Raw genomic sequence first — 18261 nt, 5'->3', positions numbered from 1 at the left:
TATTGTAATTTTATATTTTAGCCTTTGAAAATACGGCTTATTCTATACCTATCATCTGATATTTGATAGCGCTTATTTAGCTGAAATCTGCCAACAATGATGGATCGTTGGTCTTCTGAGAAAGTCACGCGACAAGCATTTATCATCAATATTTTGGCAATCATACTTTGCTTGTAGCCCATCATCAAATTTAAACTTGCGATAGTTATTAGAGAAATATAACACGCCTTTTCTTGTTAAAAGTCGCATAGCCAACTCGATTAATTCAACATGATCACGCTGCACATCCAAGACATTTTGCATACGCTTAGAGTTAGAAAATGTTGGAGGATCTAGAAAAATCACATCAAATTGCTTACGCGCTTTAACGGCTTCTTTAAGCCACGTAAAGCAATCCGCCTGAATAAATACATGCTGATCAACATTTAATTTATTTAAGTGAAAATTGCGTTTGCCCCAATCTAAATAGGTCTTTGACATATCAACACTAACAACTTGAGCCCCCATCAATGCCGCATGCACACTTGCCGAGCATGTATAAGAAAACAGGTTTAATAACGTTTTGCCTTGAGCGGCTTTTGCCACAATTTGACGCATTTTACGGTGATCTAAAAAAAGACCAGTATCTAAATAATCGTCAAAATTCACATAAAACAAAGCATCATGTTCTTTAACTACATGGAACTTATCGGTTATTGCCTGCCTTTGATATTGACTATCACCCTTTTGTCGCTGGCGTGTTTTTAAATGAATATGTTCATATCTAACCTCTAACACTTCAGCAATGTGATAAACTGCTTGCAACAGACGCTTTTGTGCAAGTTTTTCATCAACTGTTTTACCCATTTGATACTCTTGTACATGCACATGGGTATTATAAAGATCAATTGCCACCGCGTATTCAGGCAAGTCCGCATCATAGATACGATAACACTCAAGCTCCTGCTGCTGCGCCCATTTTTGGATTTGTTGATAATTCTTTAATAAACGATTTTTAAATGCCAAATGTCCATCATCTTGCAAAACTGCATTCTTAGCTTGACGCGTTAATTTCTGTGTCGCAGATTCATGCTGCATCACCCACTGGTCAGACACTTCAAATTGATAAAGCATCGTCTCAAGCGCACCATTGAAGAACTTATTAACTTTCATCGCTCTTAAGCCAAGCGCTCTCACCGATTCACTTGCCGCACTGAATATTGACACCTTCCAACCACTGAAATCACGTATTAATGCCTTGCCAAATCCGCTAAATAATCCACGCAATTTTTCCGGTCGACCATGGTACAAACGCTCACCATAGGGCGAATTGGTCAAGATAAAACCTGTTTTTTCGTGCGCATCATTACTTAAATCTCTGACATCCTGCACAAACACTTCAATTGCACCAACAAGATCGGCACTTGCTATATTCTGGCGTGCTTTGTCCAATACGCGCATATCATCGTCATAGCCAATTAGAGTTATATTGCTTTTCTCTTTGCCCGTATTTTTACGCATTAGGGCTTCTGACTTTAGCGCTTGCCATGCATTATGATCAAAATCACGCCAATGCATAAAACAAAACGTATCGCGCGCAAGATTTGGCGCAATATCATATGCTATCATCGCCGCCTCAATTAAGATCGTTCCTGAACCACACATTGGATCAATAAAATTCACTTGATCTTTTTTAAGCTCATCCAACCAGCCACTTTTGACAAGTAGTGCGGCAGCTAAAGTCTCTTTCAATGGTGCCTCACCTTGTGCTAAACGATAGCCTCGACGATGTAAGCTTTGTCCTGTCAATGACAAATAAATAAATGCCATGCCTTTTTGCAAATGAATATTAATAACAATATCTGGATGCTCTAAATCAACGTTTGGGCGCTCATCCATCTGATCACGGAAATAGTCAACCACCGCATCCTTTGCTTTTTGTGCGGCAAATTGGGTGTTATTAAACACTTGATGCTTACCAGAAAGCTCTATTTTAATTGACTGTTTAACATCAAAAAAACTTGCCCAAGGTAACGAGTAAAGCTCATTATAAAAAGCATCGGCACTGTCAAACTTAGCGACATGCAATTTGCGATGCACCTGATTGGCAAGGCGTGACCATAAACACACCTTATAAGCAGTGACAAGATCGGCTTCAAACTCAACACCTGCAAGCTTCTCACGCGCTTCATCAACACCTAGCGCTAACAACTCATCTTTTAGTAACAGTTCAATGCCCTTGGCACAGCTTGCAAAAAAGCTTAATAATTTGGTTTGCTCTATACTCTCAGTAGTAAGTGAAATATCCATTAGAAAAATAATCGCTAAAAATTCAATCTGGCGATTATACCACTTATAAATTATTTTGCGGTGTTTAATTGCGAGGCATTTTTACTAAATCAATGCCTAGAACCTAAGTCCTCATCTTCTTTATCTCCTTCTATTAAGTGCGTCAACTCATCACAGAGTATTAGCTGATCACCTTTAAACTCAAACATTGCAATAACCTTCGCTTTAATGATCATGCCATTAATTTTCTTAGCTTCAGGATAATGTACACTACAAACTTTATTACCCTCTACGATTAAATGTTCAAAATGAATTTTCACCTGACTTACCGTTGACTTGAGCGCTTTGATATGTGCAATAAAGTTATCAAATTTTAGTATTTTACCATCAACATACTGTGTGTAATCAGGGTGAAAGTATTTATGAATATCTGCTTCATCAAAACCATCTTTTTCAAAAATGATCTTAAATATCCGTACTAATAGCTCTTTCTTATCTGAGCAATGTTCTTGTCTTGTTTGAGTAATCGTTTTTCTATTCATTACAGTCTCCTTTGATGCTGATTTATCCTGTTTTAACTGAAGCACATTATATCTTTATCATAATTCGTATTTTATGCGGATTAAGACCAATAGTTGCTTCTATCGGACACAGTCAATCCGTATCAAAACAAAATTTAAGTCACATCATTTCTTGTTATAAAACTACTTTTCTAATATTATCTAAAAGGTTCTAACCAAATCTCAGGGGAGGGAATATGGAAAAGAAACTAAATCAGCCGGGGCTGTTCTCGGCAATTGCCATTAGTATTGGCACAATGATGGGTAGCGGCTGGTTGTTTGCATCATACTATGCGTCAAAAGCCGCAGGTGGTGCTTCAATTTTGTCATGGATCATCGGCGCACTTGCCGTACTGATCATGGCATTATTATTGGCAGAAATTGCTATCAAACATCCCGTTAATGGGCTTTTCACGCGATTAATCAGCATTTCACATAATCCACATTTTGGTTTCGTTACCGGCATATCAAACTGGCTTTTAGGTTTGATTGTCATTCCGTCTGAAGCCATGGCAACCACGCAGTATATAGCATCTATCTATAAACCAATGACACCGTACATATTTGCCAATGGCTCGTTAACCTTAGCTGGTGTTGGTGTGGTTGGTGTGTTTATGTTGATTTATACACTAATCAATTACTGGGGTATTCATTTTTTTGCAAAAATTAACAACTCCATTACGACACTCAAGATTATTATCCCTATTGTCACTGCTGTTCTTATGTTGCTTGCTGCATTTCATAGCAGTAATTTCACCGCACAAAATGCCAGTTTTATTCCTTTTGGCAATAGTAGTATATTTGGTGCGATTGTCAGTTGCGGTATTTTTTATTCATTCTTCGGATTCCAAACGGCAGTTAGTTTTACCGCAGAGCTTAAGAACCCAAAACGCAATGTGCCTATAGCGTTAATTAGCAGTGTACTCATTGTGCTTGGCATCTATTTGCTCTTACAAATTGCCTTTATCGGTGCGCTACCACCGCACATGCTTGATAATGGCTGGGCAGGACTTAATTTTGAATCACCATTAGCGCAATTGACAGGACTTATTGGTTTAAATGCCTTAGCCGTTGTCCTATATGCTGATGCTTTTATTAGCCCTTCAGGCACGGGGATTATTTATACTGGTGCGAGCACGCGTATGCTCAATGAGATGGGCAAGCATGGTCAAGTACCTAAAGTCTTTGGCAAAATTAACGAACAAATTGGCATGTCGCGTATTTGCTTGATTTTTACTTTTATCTGCTCATTGATTTTAATTATTTTCTTCAGAAACTGGCAGCTTATTGCTTCGTTAACCACCACGTTTATTTTGATTTCATGTATTGCTTTGCCAATTGCTTACAGCAAGCTCAAAGCCAATAAAAATGACCCATTAACAATAAGCTATTTGCCATTTCCGCAAGTATTCTCATTTGTGATCTTTTTATTCTTAAGCTACTTATTAATGATTTCAGGCATTATCAATTTGGCAGTAGCTTTGATCCTGCATTTGGCCTTTTTTGTAATGTATGCTGGCATGAAAATAAAAACACACGACAACAAGCTCATCAAGGAGATGATTATTGGCTCATGGGGAATTTTCTTATTCCTGGTATTTGAGCTAGTTGCTGCCATTACTTACAAGCACTTTGCCAATTACACTGCGTTTTATATTGTATTTCTTATGTTAAGCTCACTGTTTTATTTTGTGCTTGTTGCACAGAAATCAGAAGAGCATTAAAAAATATTTACAAGCAATTACACAACAATACATAAAGTGGTTACATAAATGCTTTATGCTATTGAGAATATGACCATTTTTAAGTCAAACCGTGGCAAGCCATCGTATGGGAGACGGTGGCTTACTGTGAAAATTATTGCATCAACATGATGTATTTTTAAGTAAACACTTGGGGGAGGAATTCTTATGGCTGTTAATACAGATAATATAAAATCACCAGCTTTATTTTCTGCCATCGCCATTGGCGTTGGTTGTATTATTGGCAGTGGCTGGCTTTTCGCATCTTACAATGCGGCAAAAGCCGTGGGTTCAATGGCATTTTTATCTTGGATTATTGGTGCAATCTTAGCCTTAATCCTAGCACTGCTACTGGCTGAAACCGCAACAATGTTCAAAGAGCGCGCCTTTTTCGCACGCATTCTCACACTATCACATAAGAATACTGATTTTGGCTTTGTCGTTGCCATCTCAAGTTTAATGGGCCTGATTCTGGTAATTCCATCTGAAGCGTCTGCAACTATTCAATATCTTAGCGGTGTATATCCTGGCCTTATGGCAGGCAAGAATTTATCTCTGACGGGTGAGATCTATGTCGTTGCAATAATTATTATCTACGGATTAATCAATTTCTGGGGTTTGCAGCTTCTTTCTAAAGTGAACAATATTATTACGCTATTTAAACTTATTGTCCCACTTGCAACTGGCATAATTATCATTGCTTATGCGGGATGGCATGGTGAGTTTCATGCAGCAAACTTTTCATTAAGCAGCTTTCATCAATCCATGGGTAGCATGGTTGGTGGCGCAATTGCTACTGTGGTTACTGGTGGTATTTTCTACTCTTTTTATGGGTTTGGACTTATTGCGGTATTTGGCGCTGAGCTTAAAAACCCTAAACGTAATATTCCATTAGCATTAGTTGGCTGTGTCCTTATTTGCCTTGTTGTCTATCTTATTTTGCAGTTTGCCTTTATCGGTGCGATGCCGACCAAATACCTTGAGCATGGCTGGCAAAACTTGCCAGTTTTCTCCTCACCATTGGCGCAACTTCTTGGTTTAATCGGTGTAAATGTGGCAATGATTTGGGTGTTATATGCAGATTCAGCCATTAGCCCATCAGGCACAGGAGCGCTTTATATGGGCTCAAGCTCACGCATGATCACTGGTATGTCACAAGATGGTCAACTACCTTCGTTCTTTGATCGCATTATTGCCAAGTATAATTTATCAAGACGTTCGTTAATTACCGTTTTTATCATTGGTGTAATTATGGTGTTTTTCTCTAAAAACTGGCAAAACATCATGATTATGGTCACCGTGTTTCAGCTTATCTCATGCGTTGCTATTCCTGTGGCATTAGCACGCTTAAGAAAATCAGAACCTCAAGCAGAACGCGCATTTAAAGTGCCTTTTGGTTTGTCTTTAAGTTATGTGATTTTTCTAGTCGTCTCTTACCTTATGGTACAAGCATCGATGAAAGCCGTACTTTTGGCACTGATCGCGCATGTTATCTTATTTATTGTCTATGCCTTGAGTTACTACAAAAATGACGCAAGTAAAATCTGGAAATCGCTTTGCTCTTCTTGGTCAATCTTCTTTTATTTAGCGATTAGCGTGCCATTTAGTCACTTAGTTGATATCAAATCATTTGGTCATTTATATACGCTAATAGCATTCTTAATTGCTTATACTTTGGCTTATATAGCCATGGTTAATCAAAGAAATCACCAGTAATTTCTCCAGCGCATAGACAACTGAGCATCAAGTCACTAGACTTGAGCTTACTCTTAAGTGACAAGGTTTATTTATGCGTCAATACATTGCATCTATCATCACAGGACTCACCGTTATCATGACAGGTATAGGCTATGCTAATGCAAACTTTGATAAGGCGATGACCTATGCCACGGTTAACACCGTTGTGGCAACCAGCTCAGCGATCGCTTTACAAAAAGCCGGCTTTAAAACCCAAACCTATAATACGCAATACGGTTTAGTCACCACCATTAATAATGATCAAAACAATATATCCCAAAAGAATCAAAATGAGCCTAGCACTTGGCAAACACAGCAAGAGATCTCTCAACAACGACAAGATTTTATGAATCAATAAATGCGTTTTTTAGTGCTTACGCTCACGTACAAAACATAAGGTTAATAATGCCAAGGTAATGCTTCCGGGCAGAATACTAAAGGCCACTTCATAGCTTGATACACTATAGTTTGCACCCAAGACATCCGGTTGCAAATGATCTAAAATCATGCCAACAAGTCCCTCAAATGTGCCGCCAAATATTGGCTCTCCGGTATTGATCAATGCGACAGCTGTTGCCATCACCCACAATGGATTGACCTTACGTCCAACGACAAAGACCAACATAAATGAGCTCGTTACGATGCCATAGACAAGGCAGGCAATAACTAACAACGTTGTATTTAAATGCAAATACAAAATAGCCAGCAAAGATACAAAACCAATCAGTGTGCAGCAAAACATAATCGGCACACAGCGGATCTTAACCGATAATTTCCCCATGATCGGCGCACCAATACCCATACCGATAAAAATACACGAAATAAAATAACTGGCTTGTGTTGTTGTTAACACATATTTCTGGACAAAAAAGCTATTACCCCATAACCCACCAAAGGCATCAATCGTGGTAAAGACCAATCCAGAATACGCCATAAGTAACCAATTATTGCGTGAACTGATGACCTTTTTGATCATCTTTAAAATATTTTTTTGCTCATTTTGCGCTGCTTGTTCTTCCGCTAAATTAGCATGCCCCTCTTCTGGGTCATCACGTACAATAAGCCAATAAACAATCGCAAAAATCACGCCAATAATGGCACAGTAATATAGACCCTCTTGCCAACCAACACTATTAAATAAAGCCGACAAGGGCGCTTGCCCAACGACAGCTCCAGCCATTGCCGCAGTTAATAATAAACTACTGGCAACAGAGAAACCTTTTTCATCAAACCATGTCGCTGCAGCCTTCATATAACTCACCGTGGCAAAAGCAACACCAAGCCCCATCATCAAGCGCCCAATAAACGCAAAAGCAATATGATTAGATGCTGCAAACAGCAAGATCCCAAAAGCACTTATCAATAATGATACGGTACTGACATTGCGACAGCCAAAACGATCAAGAAGCAATCCAGCAAACGGCTGGATAAACAACACACAATACAAAAAAACCGCCGATAAAAATCCCATTTGTGCTGAGTTAATACCAAAATGCAGTTTGATATCACCGGCGATCAAACTTGGAAAGACCAATGCAATATACTTATAAAATAATAAAAATGAGCTAAGAACAATAACAATCCAAGCATAGCCTTTGATATTTTTGATCGACATGTATTTTCTGCTTCTTCTTTTTTAGACATAAGGCGTTATATTAACAGCCATTTTTTGGCAAAAGAAGTATATTTTATGTTGAGATGTCTCTCTTTTTAGAAAGTTATAAGCTAAGCTTAAGTCAGGATGATGAAAAACTAAGGTAATGAAGATTTCTATGAAGAAAATAATCTCAATATTGAGTTTAGCTTTATGTGCAAGCTCAGTAAGTAGTTATGCTTATGAAACACTGTCTTATGGCTTTGTTGATGTCAACGGCGGCTATGCCAATAGCCCAAGCTCGCTTGATTGGAGTCAATTCTCACTACCCAATCATACAACAGCCAACAACGGCGAAAGCTCCAACGCATTTAGCGCGAGTATGCTTGCAGGTCTTGGCGCTGATCTAGGTTATGATCTATCACTAGAAGCTATGCTTGGCATTGGCTTTACTAGCGCCCTATACGATAGTAGTGCCACCACTACTAACACACTAACATCAGCAACCGCGCATGGCAGTTTTAAGATTGAGCGCTCACTGTATGTGCCGATATTACTGGGTTTAAAATATCAGCCATTTAATCGTTTAAGCTTTTCAGCCGCAGGAGGAGCTGCCTTTTTAAATCAAACGTACAAAGCTAATTTAAGTGGTTTTAGCACGCCAATTGCCAGTGATGGAACACTATCGGGCTTTCAACCTGCCATGCGCTTAGCGATGGATGTGCAATTAACTAGAAGCTTAAGCCTATCAGCAAGTTATTTGCGGACTTTTGGTAATGCGACAATTGATAATGATAACTCCAAACCATTACCTATTCAAACATTTAGTCTTGGCTTACGCTATCAATTCCCAATGGGTGAAGCACTTGCCAAGCAACGTATTTACGGCACGCCATCAATTCAATGAAATATCCTGTGCAATTGCTAAACCGTCTAAGGTTGCGGTATAGATTATTACTGCCTGAAACAAAAAGAGCATAAACGCCATGAAGTAAGTCTTTAACGCGATCAGTCAACAATGCCCACTCTGACTCATCAATGGCAGTATAGCTACTGCCTAGATTTAAGAGTGTAATTTGGTGCACTTTGCCGCTTGCCATGCGCATCGTTTCAACTAAACGATAGCTGTAGTAGGTGACATCAGCGATGGTGCGTGTTTTTGTTTTGCGCATGTACATAAATCATGCAGTGATATTTTGTATTAAGCTGACTCTATCAGAGTTTACAAGCATAAGAAATAGTAAATACATATATTATGGCTCTACAAAAGTGATTTTGACATAAAATGAACGTAGGAATAAGGGTTTGAGGAGGCATCAAATTGCAAAAAAAAGTTTGACTTGAATGCTTTATAATCAAAAATTTACCAACTTGGGTATAAATTATATATCACAAAGCAAAAAGGCACCTATTAGGTGCCTTTCTAAATAAAAAACCTGATGATGTTCTACTTTCACATGGCGAATGCCACACTATCATCGACGCTAACTGTTTTCACTTCTGAGTTCGGAATGGTGAAGCGGGAATACAAATAGCATCGCTATTTGCCGCTGAACGCCATTTGCTACGGATAAGCTAATGGCTGGCTTTGATAAAAATACAAGGAAGTATTTTTGAAAAGCTCAGGTGGAATAATATGCTTGGCAATGTCTTACTTTCACATGGCGAATGCCACACTATCATCAGCGCTAAATCGTTTCACTTCTGAGTTCGGAATGGAATCAGGTGGAGCCGATTTGCTATCGTCGCCAAGCAACTTATAGGTTCTCTAAAAACCTCTAACAATCTATCATAGAGTAATAACCAAGTCTCTCGGACAATTAGTACTGGTTAGCTTCATACATTACTGCACTTCTACAGCCAGCCTATCAACGTCGTAGTCTTCAACAACCCTTCTAGGGGATTTAATCCCGGGAGATCTCATCTTGAGGCTGGCTTCCCGCTTAGATGCTTTCAGCGGTTATCCATTCCGAACGTAGCTACTGGGCAATGCCTCTGGCGAGACAACCCAAACACCAGCGGTTCGTTCATTCCGGTCCTCTCGTACTAGGAACAAACCCTCTCAAATCTCCTACGCCCACGGCAGATAGGGACCGAACTGTCTCACGACGTTCTAAACCCAGCTCGCGTACCACTTTAAATGGCGAACAGCCATACCCTTGGGACCTGCTTCAGCCCCAGGATGTGATGAGCCGACATCGAGGTGCCAAACTCCTCCGTCGATATGAACTCTTGGGAGGAATCAGCCTGTTATCCCCGGAGTACCTTTTATCCGTTGAGCGATGGCCCTTCCATTCAGAACCACCGGATCACTAAGACCTACTTTCGTACCTGATCGAGCCGTCACTCTCTCAGTCAAGCGCACTTTTGCCTTTATACTCTTGGTGCGATTTCCGACCGCACCGAGTGCACCTTCGTACTCCTCCGTTACTCTTTGGGAGGAGACCGCCCCAGTCAAACTACCCACCATACACTGTCCTCGGCTTAAGCCTGAGTTAGAACTCCAAAAATATCAGGGTGGTATTTCAACGGCGACTCCTTCAGAACTAGCGCCCTGATCTCACAGTCTCCCACCTATCCTACACAAATATTTTCAAAGTCCAGTGCAAAGCTATAGTAAAGGTTCACGGGGTCTTTCCGTCTAACCGCGGGTACGCAGCATCTTCACTGCGATTTCAATTTCACTGAGTCCCAGATGGAGACAGTGTGGCCATCGTTACGCCATTCGTGCAGGTCGGAACTTACCCGACAAGGAATTTCGCTACCTTAGGACCGTTATAGTTACGGCCGCCGTTTACCGGGGCTTCGATCCAGAGCTTCGCTTGCGCTAACCCCTTCAATTAACCTTCCGGCACCGGGCAGGCGTCACACCCTATACTTCCTCTTTCGAGTTCGCAGAGTGCTGTGTTTTTAGTAAACAGTCGCAGCCACCTGGTATCTGCAACCCCTTCAAGCTCCAGACGTGCGTCCTTCACCCTAATGGGGCACACCTTCTCCCGAAGTTACGGTGTCATTTTGCCTAGTTCCTTCACCTGGGTTCTCTCATCGCCTTGGTATTCTCTACCCACCCACCAGTGTCGGTTTACAGTACGGTCAATCATAATCTATGCTTAGAAGGTTTTCCTGGAAGCAGAGCATCAATCTCTTCGTCAAGCAAGCTCGACTTCGTCTCACGCCTCAGATCAACATATGTCCGGATTTACCTAAACATACTACCTACACGCTTTCACCCGGACAACCATCCGCCGGGCAGACCTAGCTTTCTCCGTCTCTCCATCGCAATTACAATCGGTACAGGAATATTAACCTGTTTCCCATCGACTACTCCCTTCGGATTCGCCTTAGGGGCCGACTTACCCTACGTTGATTAACATTGCGTAGGAAACCTTGGGTTTTCGGCCAATAAGAATCTCACTTATTTATCGTTACTCATGTCAGCATTCGCACTTCTGATATCTCCAGCAAACTTCTCAATTCACCTTCTTCAACTTACAGAACGCTCCCCTACCACTCAGAGGACAGATGACAGATGACTGAAAACAGATAAATCAAAACTACATCCACTTCTTATGAAGACCACTTAACATCTTTGCTATATCTCGATACTCATCGCTAAATCTTTCCCAATCAGACTTAGTAATATAATCCAGATCGTAACAATATCTTATCCATACTCGCATCTCTTCAGCCGATCCAATCGCTATTGCCAAATAGCGTTTAAAATCAACCTTGGATATACTTTGCTTACCAAATCCTTCCGCAATATTTGCGCAAATTGACTTGCTCGCTCGCCTTACTTGATCCGCCAGAGCATATTGCTCAACTTTCGGCATCTCCAAGCTTAACTTATGTATTTCCAATGAAACTTTATATGCTTTCTGAAAAACCATTAAGTCTTCAAACTTTTCTATAGATTTCATTATTCTGTCCTCTGTCTTCTGTTTTCTGTCCTCTGAATCCGCAGCTTCGGTGTATCGCTTAGCCCCGTTAAATCTTTCGCGCAAGCCGACTCGACCAGTGAGCTATTACGCTTTCTTTAAAGGGTGGCTGCTTCTAAGCCAACCTCCTGGCTGTCTATGCCTTCTCACATCGTTTACCACTTAGCGATAACTTGGGGACCTTAGCTGGCGGTCTGGGCTCTTTCCCTCTCCACGACGGACCTTAGCACCCGCCGTGTGTCTCCTGTGATTAAACTTCGTCGTATTCTAAGTTTGCATCGAGTCGGTAAGGTCGCAAAACCCCCCTAGTCGAAACAGTGCTTTACCCCAACGAGTTATTCACAAGGCACTACCTAAATAGTTTTCGGGGAGAACCAGCTATCTCCGCGCTTGATTAGCCTTTCACTCCGATCCACAACTCATCCCATAATTTTGCAACATTACCGGGTTCGGTCCTCCAGTTGGTGTTACCCAACCTTCAACCTGGTCATGGATAGATCGCGTCGGTTTCGGGTCTACTCCTAGCGACTAATCGCTCTATTAAAACTCGCTTTCGCTACGGATCCCTTATTCAGTTATCCTCGCCACTAAAAGTAACTCGCTGACCCATTATACAAAAGGTACGCAGTCACATGTCTATACATGCTCCCACTGCTTGTACGCAAACGGTTTCAGGTTCTATTTCACTCCCCTTATCGGGGTTCTTTTCGCCTTTCCCTCACGGTACTGGTTCACTATCGGTCAGTCAGTAGTATTTAGCCTTGGAGGATGGTCCCCCCATCTTCAAACAGGATTTCACGTGTCCCGCCCTACTTATTCGCATACCTAGTTCCACTCATAAATTTTCGTCTACAGGGCTATCACCTGCTATGGCCATCCTTCCCAGAATGTTCAACTAATCTATGTGCTAAAATATGCCAGGCTCTTCCCCGTTCGCTCGCCGCTACTGAGGGAATCTCGGTTGATTTCTTTTCCTGTGGGTACTTAGATGTTTCAGTTCCCCACGTTCGCCTCTTAACCTAAGTTAAGATAGTTATCAAAGATAACTGGGTTTCCCCATTCAGACATCTCCGGATCAATGTTTATTTGCCAACTCCCCGAAGCTTTTCGCAGGCTATCACGTCTTTCATCGCCTCTGACTGCCAAGGCATCCGCCGTTTGCGCTTATTCTCTTGGTCATTACTCTATAATAAATTGTTAAAGATCTCTTCTTGTGCTCAAGACATTCACCTGACCTGCGTTGCTTCAAATCATTCAAGCAATCATTTATTTTTATAAACTCTTGCTTTCATTCTTCTCGCGCCTTGATCAGATAAATCTCTTTAGCACAATATAATAATTAAAATTAAGTTAAATCAAATCAAAGCATTCTTTGAACCTTAATTAAATATCGATGCGTAGATGGTGGAGCCAAGGAGGATCGAACTCCTGACCTCCTGCGTGCAAAGCAGGCGCTCTCCCAGCTGAGCTATGGCCCCTTTTCTGAAAACTGAAGACTGATGACTGAGGACAGATAATCGTATCGCTTCGCGATGATCTATTTAAAATAAATCCATCAAGTTTGCTTGATCCAAATTCTGTCTTCTGTCTTCTGCCTTCTGTTCTCTGTCTTCTGAATTGGTGGGTCTGAGTAGACTTGAACTACCGACCTCACCCTTATCAGGGGTGCGCTCTAACCAGCTGAGCTACAGACCCAATCTACTGAAAAAACATCAATTGTAAACACTTAAACACTTCTTGCTATTCTCTTAATATCTTTGTACCTAAGTACCTTTAAGGAGGTGATCCAGCCGCAGGTTCCCCTACGGCTACCTTGTTACGACTTCACCCCAGTCATGAATCACAAAGTGGTAAACGTCCTCCTTACGGTTAGACTATCTACTTCTTTTGCAACCCACTCCCATGGTGTGACGGGCGGTGTGTACAAGACCCGGGAACGTATTCACCGCGGCATTCTGATCCGCGATTACTAGCGATTCCGACTTCATGCTCTCGAGTTGCAGAGAGCAATCCGGACTACGAACACCTTTCTGAGTTTCGCTCCACCTCGCAGCTTCGCTTCCCTCTGTAATGCCCATTGTAGCACGTGTGTAGCCCTGCCCGTAAGGGCCATGATGACTTGACGTCGTCCCCACCTTCCTCCGCCTTATCAGCGGCAGTCTCTCTAGAGTGCCCAACTTAATGATGGCAACTAAAAATAAGGGTTGCGCTCGTTGCGGGACTTAACCCAACATTTCACAACACGAGCTGACGACAGCCATGCAGCACCTGTCTCATAGTTCCCGAAGGCACAATCCAATCTCTCAGATCTTCTATGGATGTCAAGGGCAGGTAAGGTTCTTCGCGTTGCATCGAATTAAACCACATGCTCCACCGCTTGTGCGGGTCCCCGTCAATTCCTTTGAGTTTTAACCTTGCGGCCGTAGTCCCCAGGCGGAGTACTTATCGCGTTAGCTGCGCCACTAAGTCTTTTACACCAGACCCAACAGCTAGTACTCATCGTTTACAGCGTGGACTACCAGGGTATCTAATCCTGTTTGCTACCCACGCTTTCGTCCCTCAGTGTCAGTTTAACCCCAGATTGTTGCCTTCGCCATTGATGTTCCTTCCGATCTCTACGCATTTCACCGCTACACCGGAAATTCCCCAATCCTCTAGTAAACTCTAGTTAAACAGTATCAAATGCAGTTCCCAGGTTGAGCCCAGGGCTTTCACATCTGACTTATCTAACCACCTACGAACCCTTTACGCCCAGTAATTCCGATTAACGCTCGCACCCTCCGTATTACCGCGGCTGCTGGCACGGAGTTAGCCGGTGCTTATTCTTTAGGTAACGTCAAATTATCTAGCTCTTAACCTGATAACCTTCCTCCCTAACTAAAGTGCTTTACAACCCTAAGGCCTTCTTCACACACGTGGTATTGCTGGATCAGGGTTGCCCCCATTGTCCAATATTCCCCACTGCTGCCTCCCGTAGGAGTCTGGGCCGTGTCTCAGTCCCAGTGTGGCTGATCTTCCTCTCAGAACAGCTATGGATCATCGCCTTGGTGAGCCTTTACCTCACCAACTAGCTAATCCAACGCAGGCTCATCGTACAGCGACTGCCTAAGCAACCTTTGACCCGAAGGTATCATGCGGTATTAGCAGTCGTTTCCAACTGTTGTCCCCCACTGTACGGCAGATTCCTACGCGTTACTCACCCGTCCGCCACTAGCCAGAAGACAGATAACAGAAGACTGAAGACAGTAGTCGAATCGCCTATGCGATAAATTAATTTAAACATCTAAATTTAAAATAATCCATGCAGCTTGCTGCATTCAACCATCTGTACTCTGTCATCTGTATTCTGTCTTCCGAACCCGTTCGACTTGCATGTGTTAAGCATACCACCAGCGTTCAATCTGAGCCAGGATCAAACTCTTCAGTTTAAATCCTTAGATCATCAATTCCCGTCCTAAAACAAGAATTAACAATCCGCAAAAATTTTTGCTCAAAGTATTTAAGTATCTACATTTTATATCTCTTTAAACATCTCTCAAACCTTGCTACCAAGGCGTTTCTCGCGAACATTCTCGCTGAGAACGAGGTGCCATTATACACACCAATTCTCACCCCGCAACCCCTTTTTTCATCTTTTTTAACTTTTACAGCTTTTTATTTGGTTTTGGTTGAAACACGTTCTAAAAACCCGTCAAATTGATTGATTTGCGACCATGCAAAAGAACCTTTAGTATATCTTATATAGATTTATTCCTAATATTACCTTGGTTTTACTCTCAATCTATGACACCCTTGAAAAGAACTGGATAGCAAAAACCTTAAATTTCACGATGAAAAAATCACTTATTAGCTTCGCCCGCCTTTCCTTTGGCAACATTATCGAGTGGTATGATTTCTCTTTATATATCTACTTTGCTGTTTATATAGCAAAAGATTTCTTTCCAAGTCATGATCCTTATGTCAGCTTGCTATTAACGTTTACCACATTTTTTCTGGGTTCTCTCGTTCGCCCCCTAGGTGGATTTTTGATTGGCTGGCTAAGTGATTATTACCACCCCAAGATCATGATTAATTTCTGTGTTATTGCGATGGGTATTTCAACCTTTCTAGTTGCGCTATTGCCTGATTATCAAATGATTGGTGTTTGGGCACCGATATTATTAATTGTCTTGCGCATCATTCAAGGTTTATCCGTTGGCGGACAATTCCCAGGTCTTATCTCACTATCTGTAAAAGATCATCACAGTGATAAGGGCTTCGCAGTTGGCATGGTATTCTCCATATCATCATTAGGCTTTCTTCTTGCCTCCATTGTTGGTTTTTTTGCCTCTAGCGTTTTTTCACATCATGATACACAGTGGATTTGGCGCATTCCTTTTGCATTAAGTGGCATCTTATTTCTTATTTATCTTTATCTTAATCGCAATGAGAGCTACCCAAGCATTAATAAGACTAAAAATGCACGGCAAAATGTTTTTATCTGGCTTGCCAGTCAATACAAAGCCGTAATTGCTGTGAGCCTTCTCACAACCATGGCAGCATCACTGTATTATATTGTCTTTACCTATTTAGTGAATTATCAAATTACTGAGCTTAATATCTCTGAACAAACCGCCTTTTTAATTAATAGCCTTACCTTAGTATTAGCCTGTATCTTTTATCCTATCTTTGGACAACATGCCGATAAAATTGGCGCTAAGCGGCTTTTTTATATCGCTGCAATTTTGTTTTTCCTTTTGACCATTCCATTAATTTATTTGATTCAAACAAAGTCTCCTACATGGGTGTTTTTGGCAATCACCATCTTGACTCTGCTGATGGCAGCCATTCAAGGTGCTATCTCACCATTGTTTGCTGAAGCATTTGATAGCCAATGGCAAACAACAGGATGCGCACTTTCCTATAGCATTGGCAATGGCATCAGTGGTGCCGCCCCTCTTGTAGCACTATCACTTGTACACATTCATCCAGTATACGGTTTAAGCATTCTCATTATGGGATTACTCTTTCTTGGCGGTATTGGACTATTGCTCATTGGACGCATTAAACATTTGAAAAAGCAATTGAGTTATCCAGTGAGCGTTAATTAACTAAGCGCTTGCGCAAGATCATCAATAATATCCTGTGGATGCTCTCCGCCCACACTTAATCGAATAAGGTTTACTGGAATATCAGCAATATCACGTCCAGACTCTCCTTGCTGTTGATGCGTTGATATTGCCGGAATCGTTGCCACTGATTTAATGCGTCCTAAGTCCGTTGCTCTAAAAATCATTTGCAAGCGGCTTAATACTGATTTAGTTTTCTCCAAATCACCCTTAACTAAAAAGGATAATAAGTGCCCATAACGATTTACGCCTTTGTCTGCATCAACTAAGGTGAAATAAGATCGCGCTAAATCATGCTGCGGGTGATCTTTAAGTCCTGGATAAATCACCTTTTCAACCATCTTATGATCATTTAAAAAATTCGCCACCGTAAGTGCTGTTTGCGACAGTTGATCTACACGCATACGCAAAGTGCGCAGTTCCGACAAAGTAAGAAACGCACTCATTGCTGATAAACACGCACCGTTATCACGATTTGGTAATAGCTTAAGATATGATGCAAAATCTTTTTTCATCTCATCAAGCAAATAAGCTCCGCGCATACTCGCTCGACTAATAACTGCACCTCCTATCACCATTCCAGAAGCACTCATGATTTTTGACAGCGAGTGAATGACAATATCAGCACCATATTGTAAAGGTCTCAACAAGGCAGGTGTTGCCAAAGTTGCATCAACAATTAATGGGATATCATGACTTTGGGCAAGATTGGCTAAAGATTTAATATCGCAAATGGTCAAACCGGGATTTGAGGGAATTTCAATATAGATAAAACGTGTTTGCTCATCAATTTCCGCCTGCCATATATCAAGTGCCGAAGATGCTGCCAGCCAACGAACCTCGCGCCCCTTTTCAAGCTGACGTACGCTAAATTGTTGAAATGTTCCACCATATACTTGGGAGCATGCAACAAAATTGGCGTTTTTTGCATTTGCCAGCAATGCATCCGCCACTGCCGTAATAGCTGCCATCCCTGAGCTCATCACACAACAAGAAGCCTCTTGTGATGTTTGATAGGACTCTAATAAAGCAAGCGTTGATTCTAAATAATAAACACTTGGGTTATGAATGCGTGAATATGCCCAACTTGGAATTTCATAGGCTAGCGCTTTTTGTAACTCGTCAGCACTGGAAAATGCCTGCGCTGTGGTCATATAAACCGGCTCAATAATTGATCCTTGATTTAACATCGCTTCATGTAAATCATAGATACCATGCGTAGCAATCGTATCAAATGACTTGGTTGAAATTGTTTTATAGGCTTTCTCTCGTGCGTTGATAAGCGCGGCTATTTTATCCCTATCCACAAACTGA

The 18261-nt window shown here is 41.5% G+C and carries 10 protein-coding genes, 2 tRNA genes and 3 rRNA genes; 5 read left to right on the top strand and 10 right to left on the bottom strand.

Annotation, left to right across the window (positions count from 1 at the left end):
* Positions 1 to 72 precede the first annotated feature (72 nt).
* On the bottom strand, positions 73 to 2289 hold the full coding sequence (gene rlmKL / locus NYP54_RS08125) for a bifunctional 23S rRNA (guanine(2069)-N(7))-methyltransferase RlmK/23S rRNA (guanine(2445)-N(2))-methyltransferase RlmL (RefSeq protein WP_283156085.1): 2217 nt from the start codon (positions 2287 to 2289) through the stop codon (positions 73 to 75).
* A gap of 89 nt (positions 2290 to 2378) precedes the next feature.
* Positions 2379 to 2810: a nuclear transport factor 2 family protein gene (locus tag NYP54_RS08120; protein ID WP_283156084.1), complete on the bottom strand. Its 432-nt coding sequence runs from the start codon at positions 2808 to 2810 to the stop codon at positions 2379 to 2381.
* A 215-nt stretch (positions 2811 to 3025) separates the two neighbouring features.
* On the opposite strand from NYP54_RS08120, the gene NYP54_RS08115 reads away from it, so the two are divergent.
* From NYP54_RS08115 to NYP54_RS08105, 3 genes are all read left to right on the top strand, one after another.
* Positions 3026 to 4552, top strand: coding sequence for an APC family permease (locus tag NYP54_RS08115; RefSeq protein WP_283156083.1), 1527 nt, complete (start codon positions 3026 to 3028; stop codon positions 4550 to 4552).
* Positions 4553 to 4738: 186 nt separating this feature from the next.
* On the top strand, positions 4739 to 6286 hold the full coding sequence (locus tag NYP54_RS08110; protein ID WP_117003862.1) for an APC family permease: 1548 nt from the start codon (positions 4739 to 4741) through the stop codon (positions 6284 to 6286).
* A 73-nt stretch (positions 6287 to 6359) separates the two neighbouring features.
* The gene (locus tag NYP54_RS08105; protein WP_283156082.1) at positions 6360 to 6665 is read left to right on the top strand and encodes a hypothetical protein; all 306 of its coding nucleotides are present in this window, start codon (positions 6360 to 6362) and stop codon (positions 6663 to 6665) included.
* 9 nt (positions 6666 to 6674) lie between these two features.
* On the opposite strand, the gene NYP54_RS08100 is transcribed toward NYP54_RS08105, so the two are convergent.
* Positions 6675 to 7922 carry an MFS transporter gene (locus NYP54_RS08100; RefSeq protein ID WP_283156081.1) on the bottom strand — a complete coding sequence of 416 codons (1248 nt, stop codon included), beginning with the start codon at positions 7920 to 7922 and terminating at the stop codon, positions 6675 to 6677.
* A 157-nt stretch (positions 7923 to 8079) separates the two neighbouring features.
* Here NYP54_RS08100 and NYP54_RS08095 point away from each other — a divergent pair, with 157 nt between their 5' ends.
* Positions 8080 to 8808: an outer membrane beta-barrel protein gene (locus tag NYP54_RS08095; protein WP_283156080.1), complete on the top strand. Its 729-nt coding sequence runs from the start codon at positions 8080 to 8082 to the stop codon at positions 8806 to 8808.
* Here NYP54_RS08095 and NYP54_RS08090 read toward each other — a convergent pair.
* The 6 genes from NYP54_RS08090 to NYP54_RS08065 form a co-directional block, all read right to left on the bottom strand.
* Entirely contained in the window at positions 8726 to 9073 is a 348-nt protein-coding gene (locus tag NYP54_RS08090; protein WP_283156079.1) for a hypothetical protein, read from the bottom strand. The two genes, NYP54_RS08095 and NYP54_RS08090, sit on opposite strands and share 83 nt — an antisense overlap.
* A 466-nt stretch (positions 9074 to 9539) precedes the next feature.
* Positions 9540 to 9654: ribosomal RNA gene (rrf, locus tag NYP54_RS08085) — 5S ribosomal RNA — on the bottom strand.
* A 46-nt stretch (positions 9655 to 9700) separates the two neighbouring features.
* Positions 9701 to 13017, bottom strand: a 23S ribosomal RNA gene (locus NYP54_RS08080).
* Positions 13018 to 13241: 224 nt separating this feature from the next.
* Positions 13242 to 13317: transfer RNA gene (locus NYP54_RS08075), tRNA-Ala, on the bottom strand.
* Between the two features lie 140 nt (positions 13318 to 13457).
* A tRNA-Ile gene (locus tag NYP54_RS08070) sits at positions 13458 to 13534 on the bottom strand.
* 79 nt (positions 13535 to 13613) lie between these two features.
* Positions 13614 to 15267 (bottom strand): 16S ribosomal RNA (locus tag NYP54_RS08065).
* Together the 16S, 23S and 5S rRNA genes with 2 tRNA genes alongside form the textbook arrangement of a ribosomal RNA operon.
* 402 nt (positions 15268 to 15669) lie before the next feature.
* On the opposite strand from NYP54_RS08065, the gene NYP54_RS08060 reads away from it, so the two are divergent.
* Complete coding sequence (locus tag NYP54_RS08060) at positions 15670 to 16929, top strand: MFS transporter (protein ID WP_283156078.1); 1260 nt, start codon at positions 15670 to 15672, stop codon at positions 16927 to 16929.
* Here the strand turns inward: NYP54_RS08060 and NYP54_RS08055 are convergent.
* Positions 16926 to 18254, bottom strand: coding sequence for an aminotransferase class I/II-fold pyridoxal phosphate-dependent enzyme (locus NYP54_RS08055; protein WP_283156077.1), 1329 nt, complete (start codon positions 18252 to 18254; stop codon positions 16926 to 16928). The two genes, NYP54_RS08060 and NYP54_RS08055, sit on opposite strands and share 4 nt — an antisense overlap.
* Positions 18255 to 18261: the final 7 nt, after the last annotated feature.

The organism is Cysteiniphilum sp. QT6929, from assembly GCF_030035755.1.
Taxonomy (GTDB): domain Bacteria; phylum Pseudomonadota; class Gammaproteobacteria; order Francisellales; family Francisellaceae; genus Caedibacter; species Caedibacter litoralis.
The sequence above is the reverse complement of the archived record's forward strand: the minus strand, read 5'-3'. Positions and strand labels throughout refer to the sequence as shown.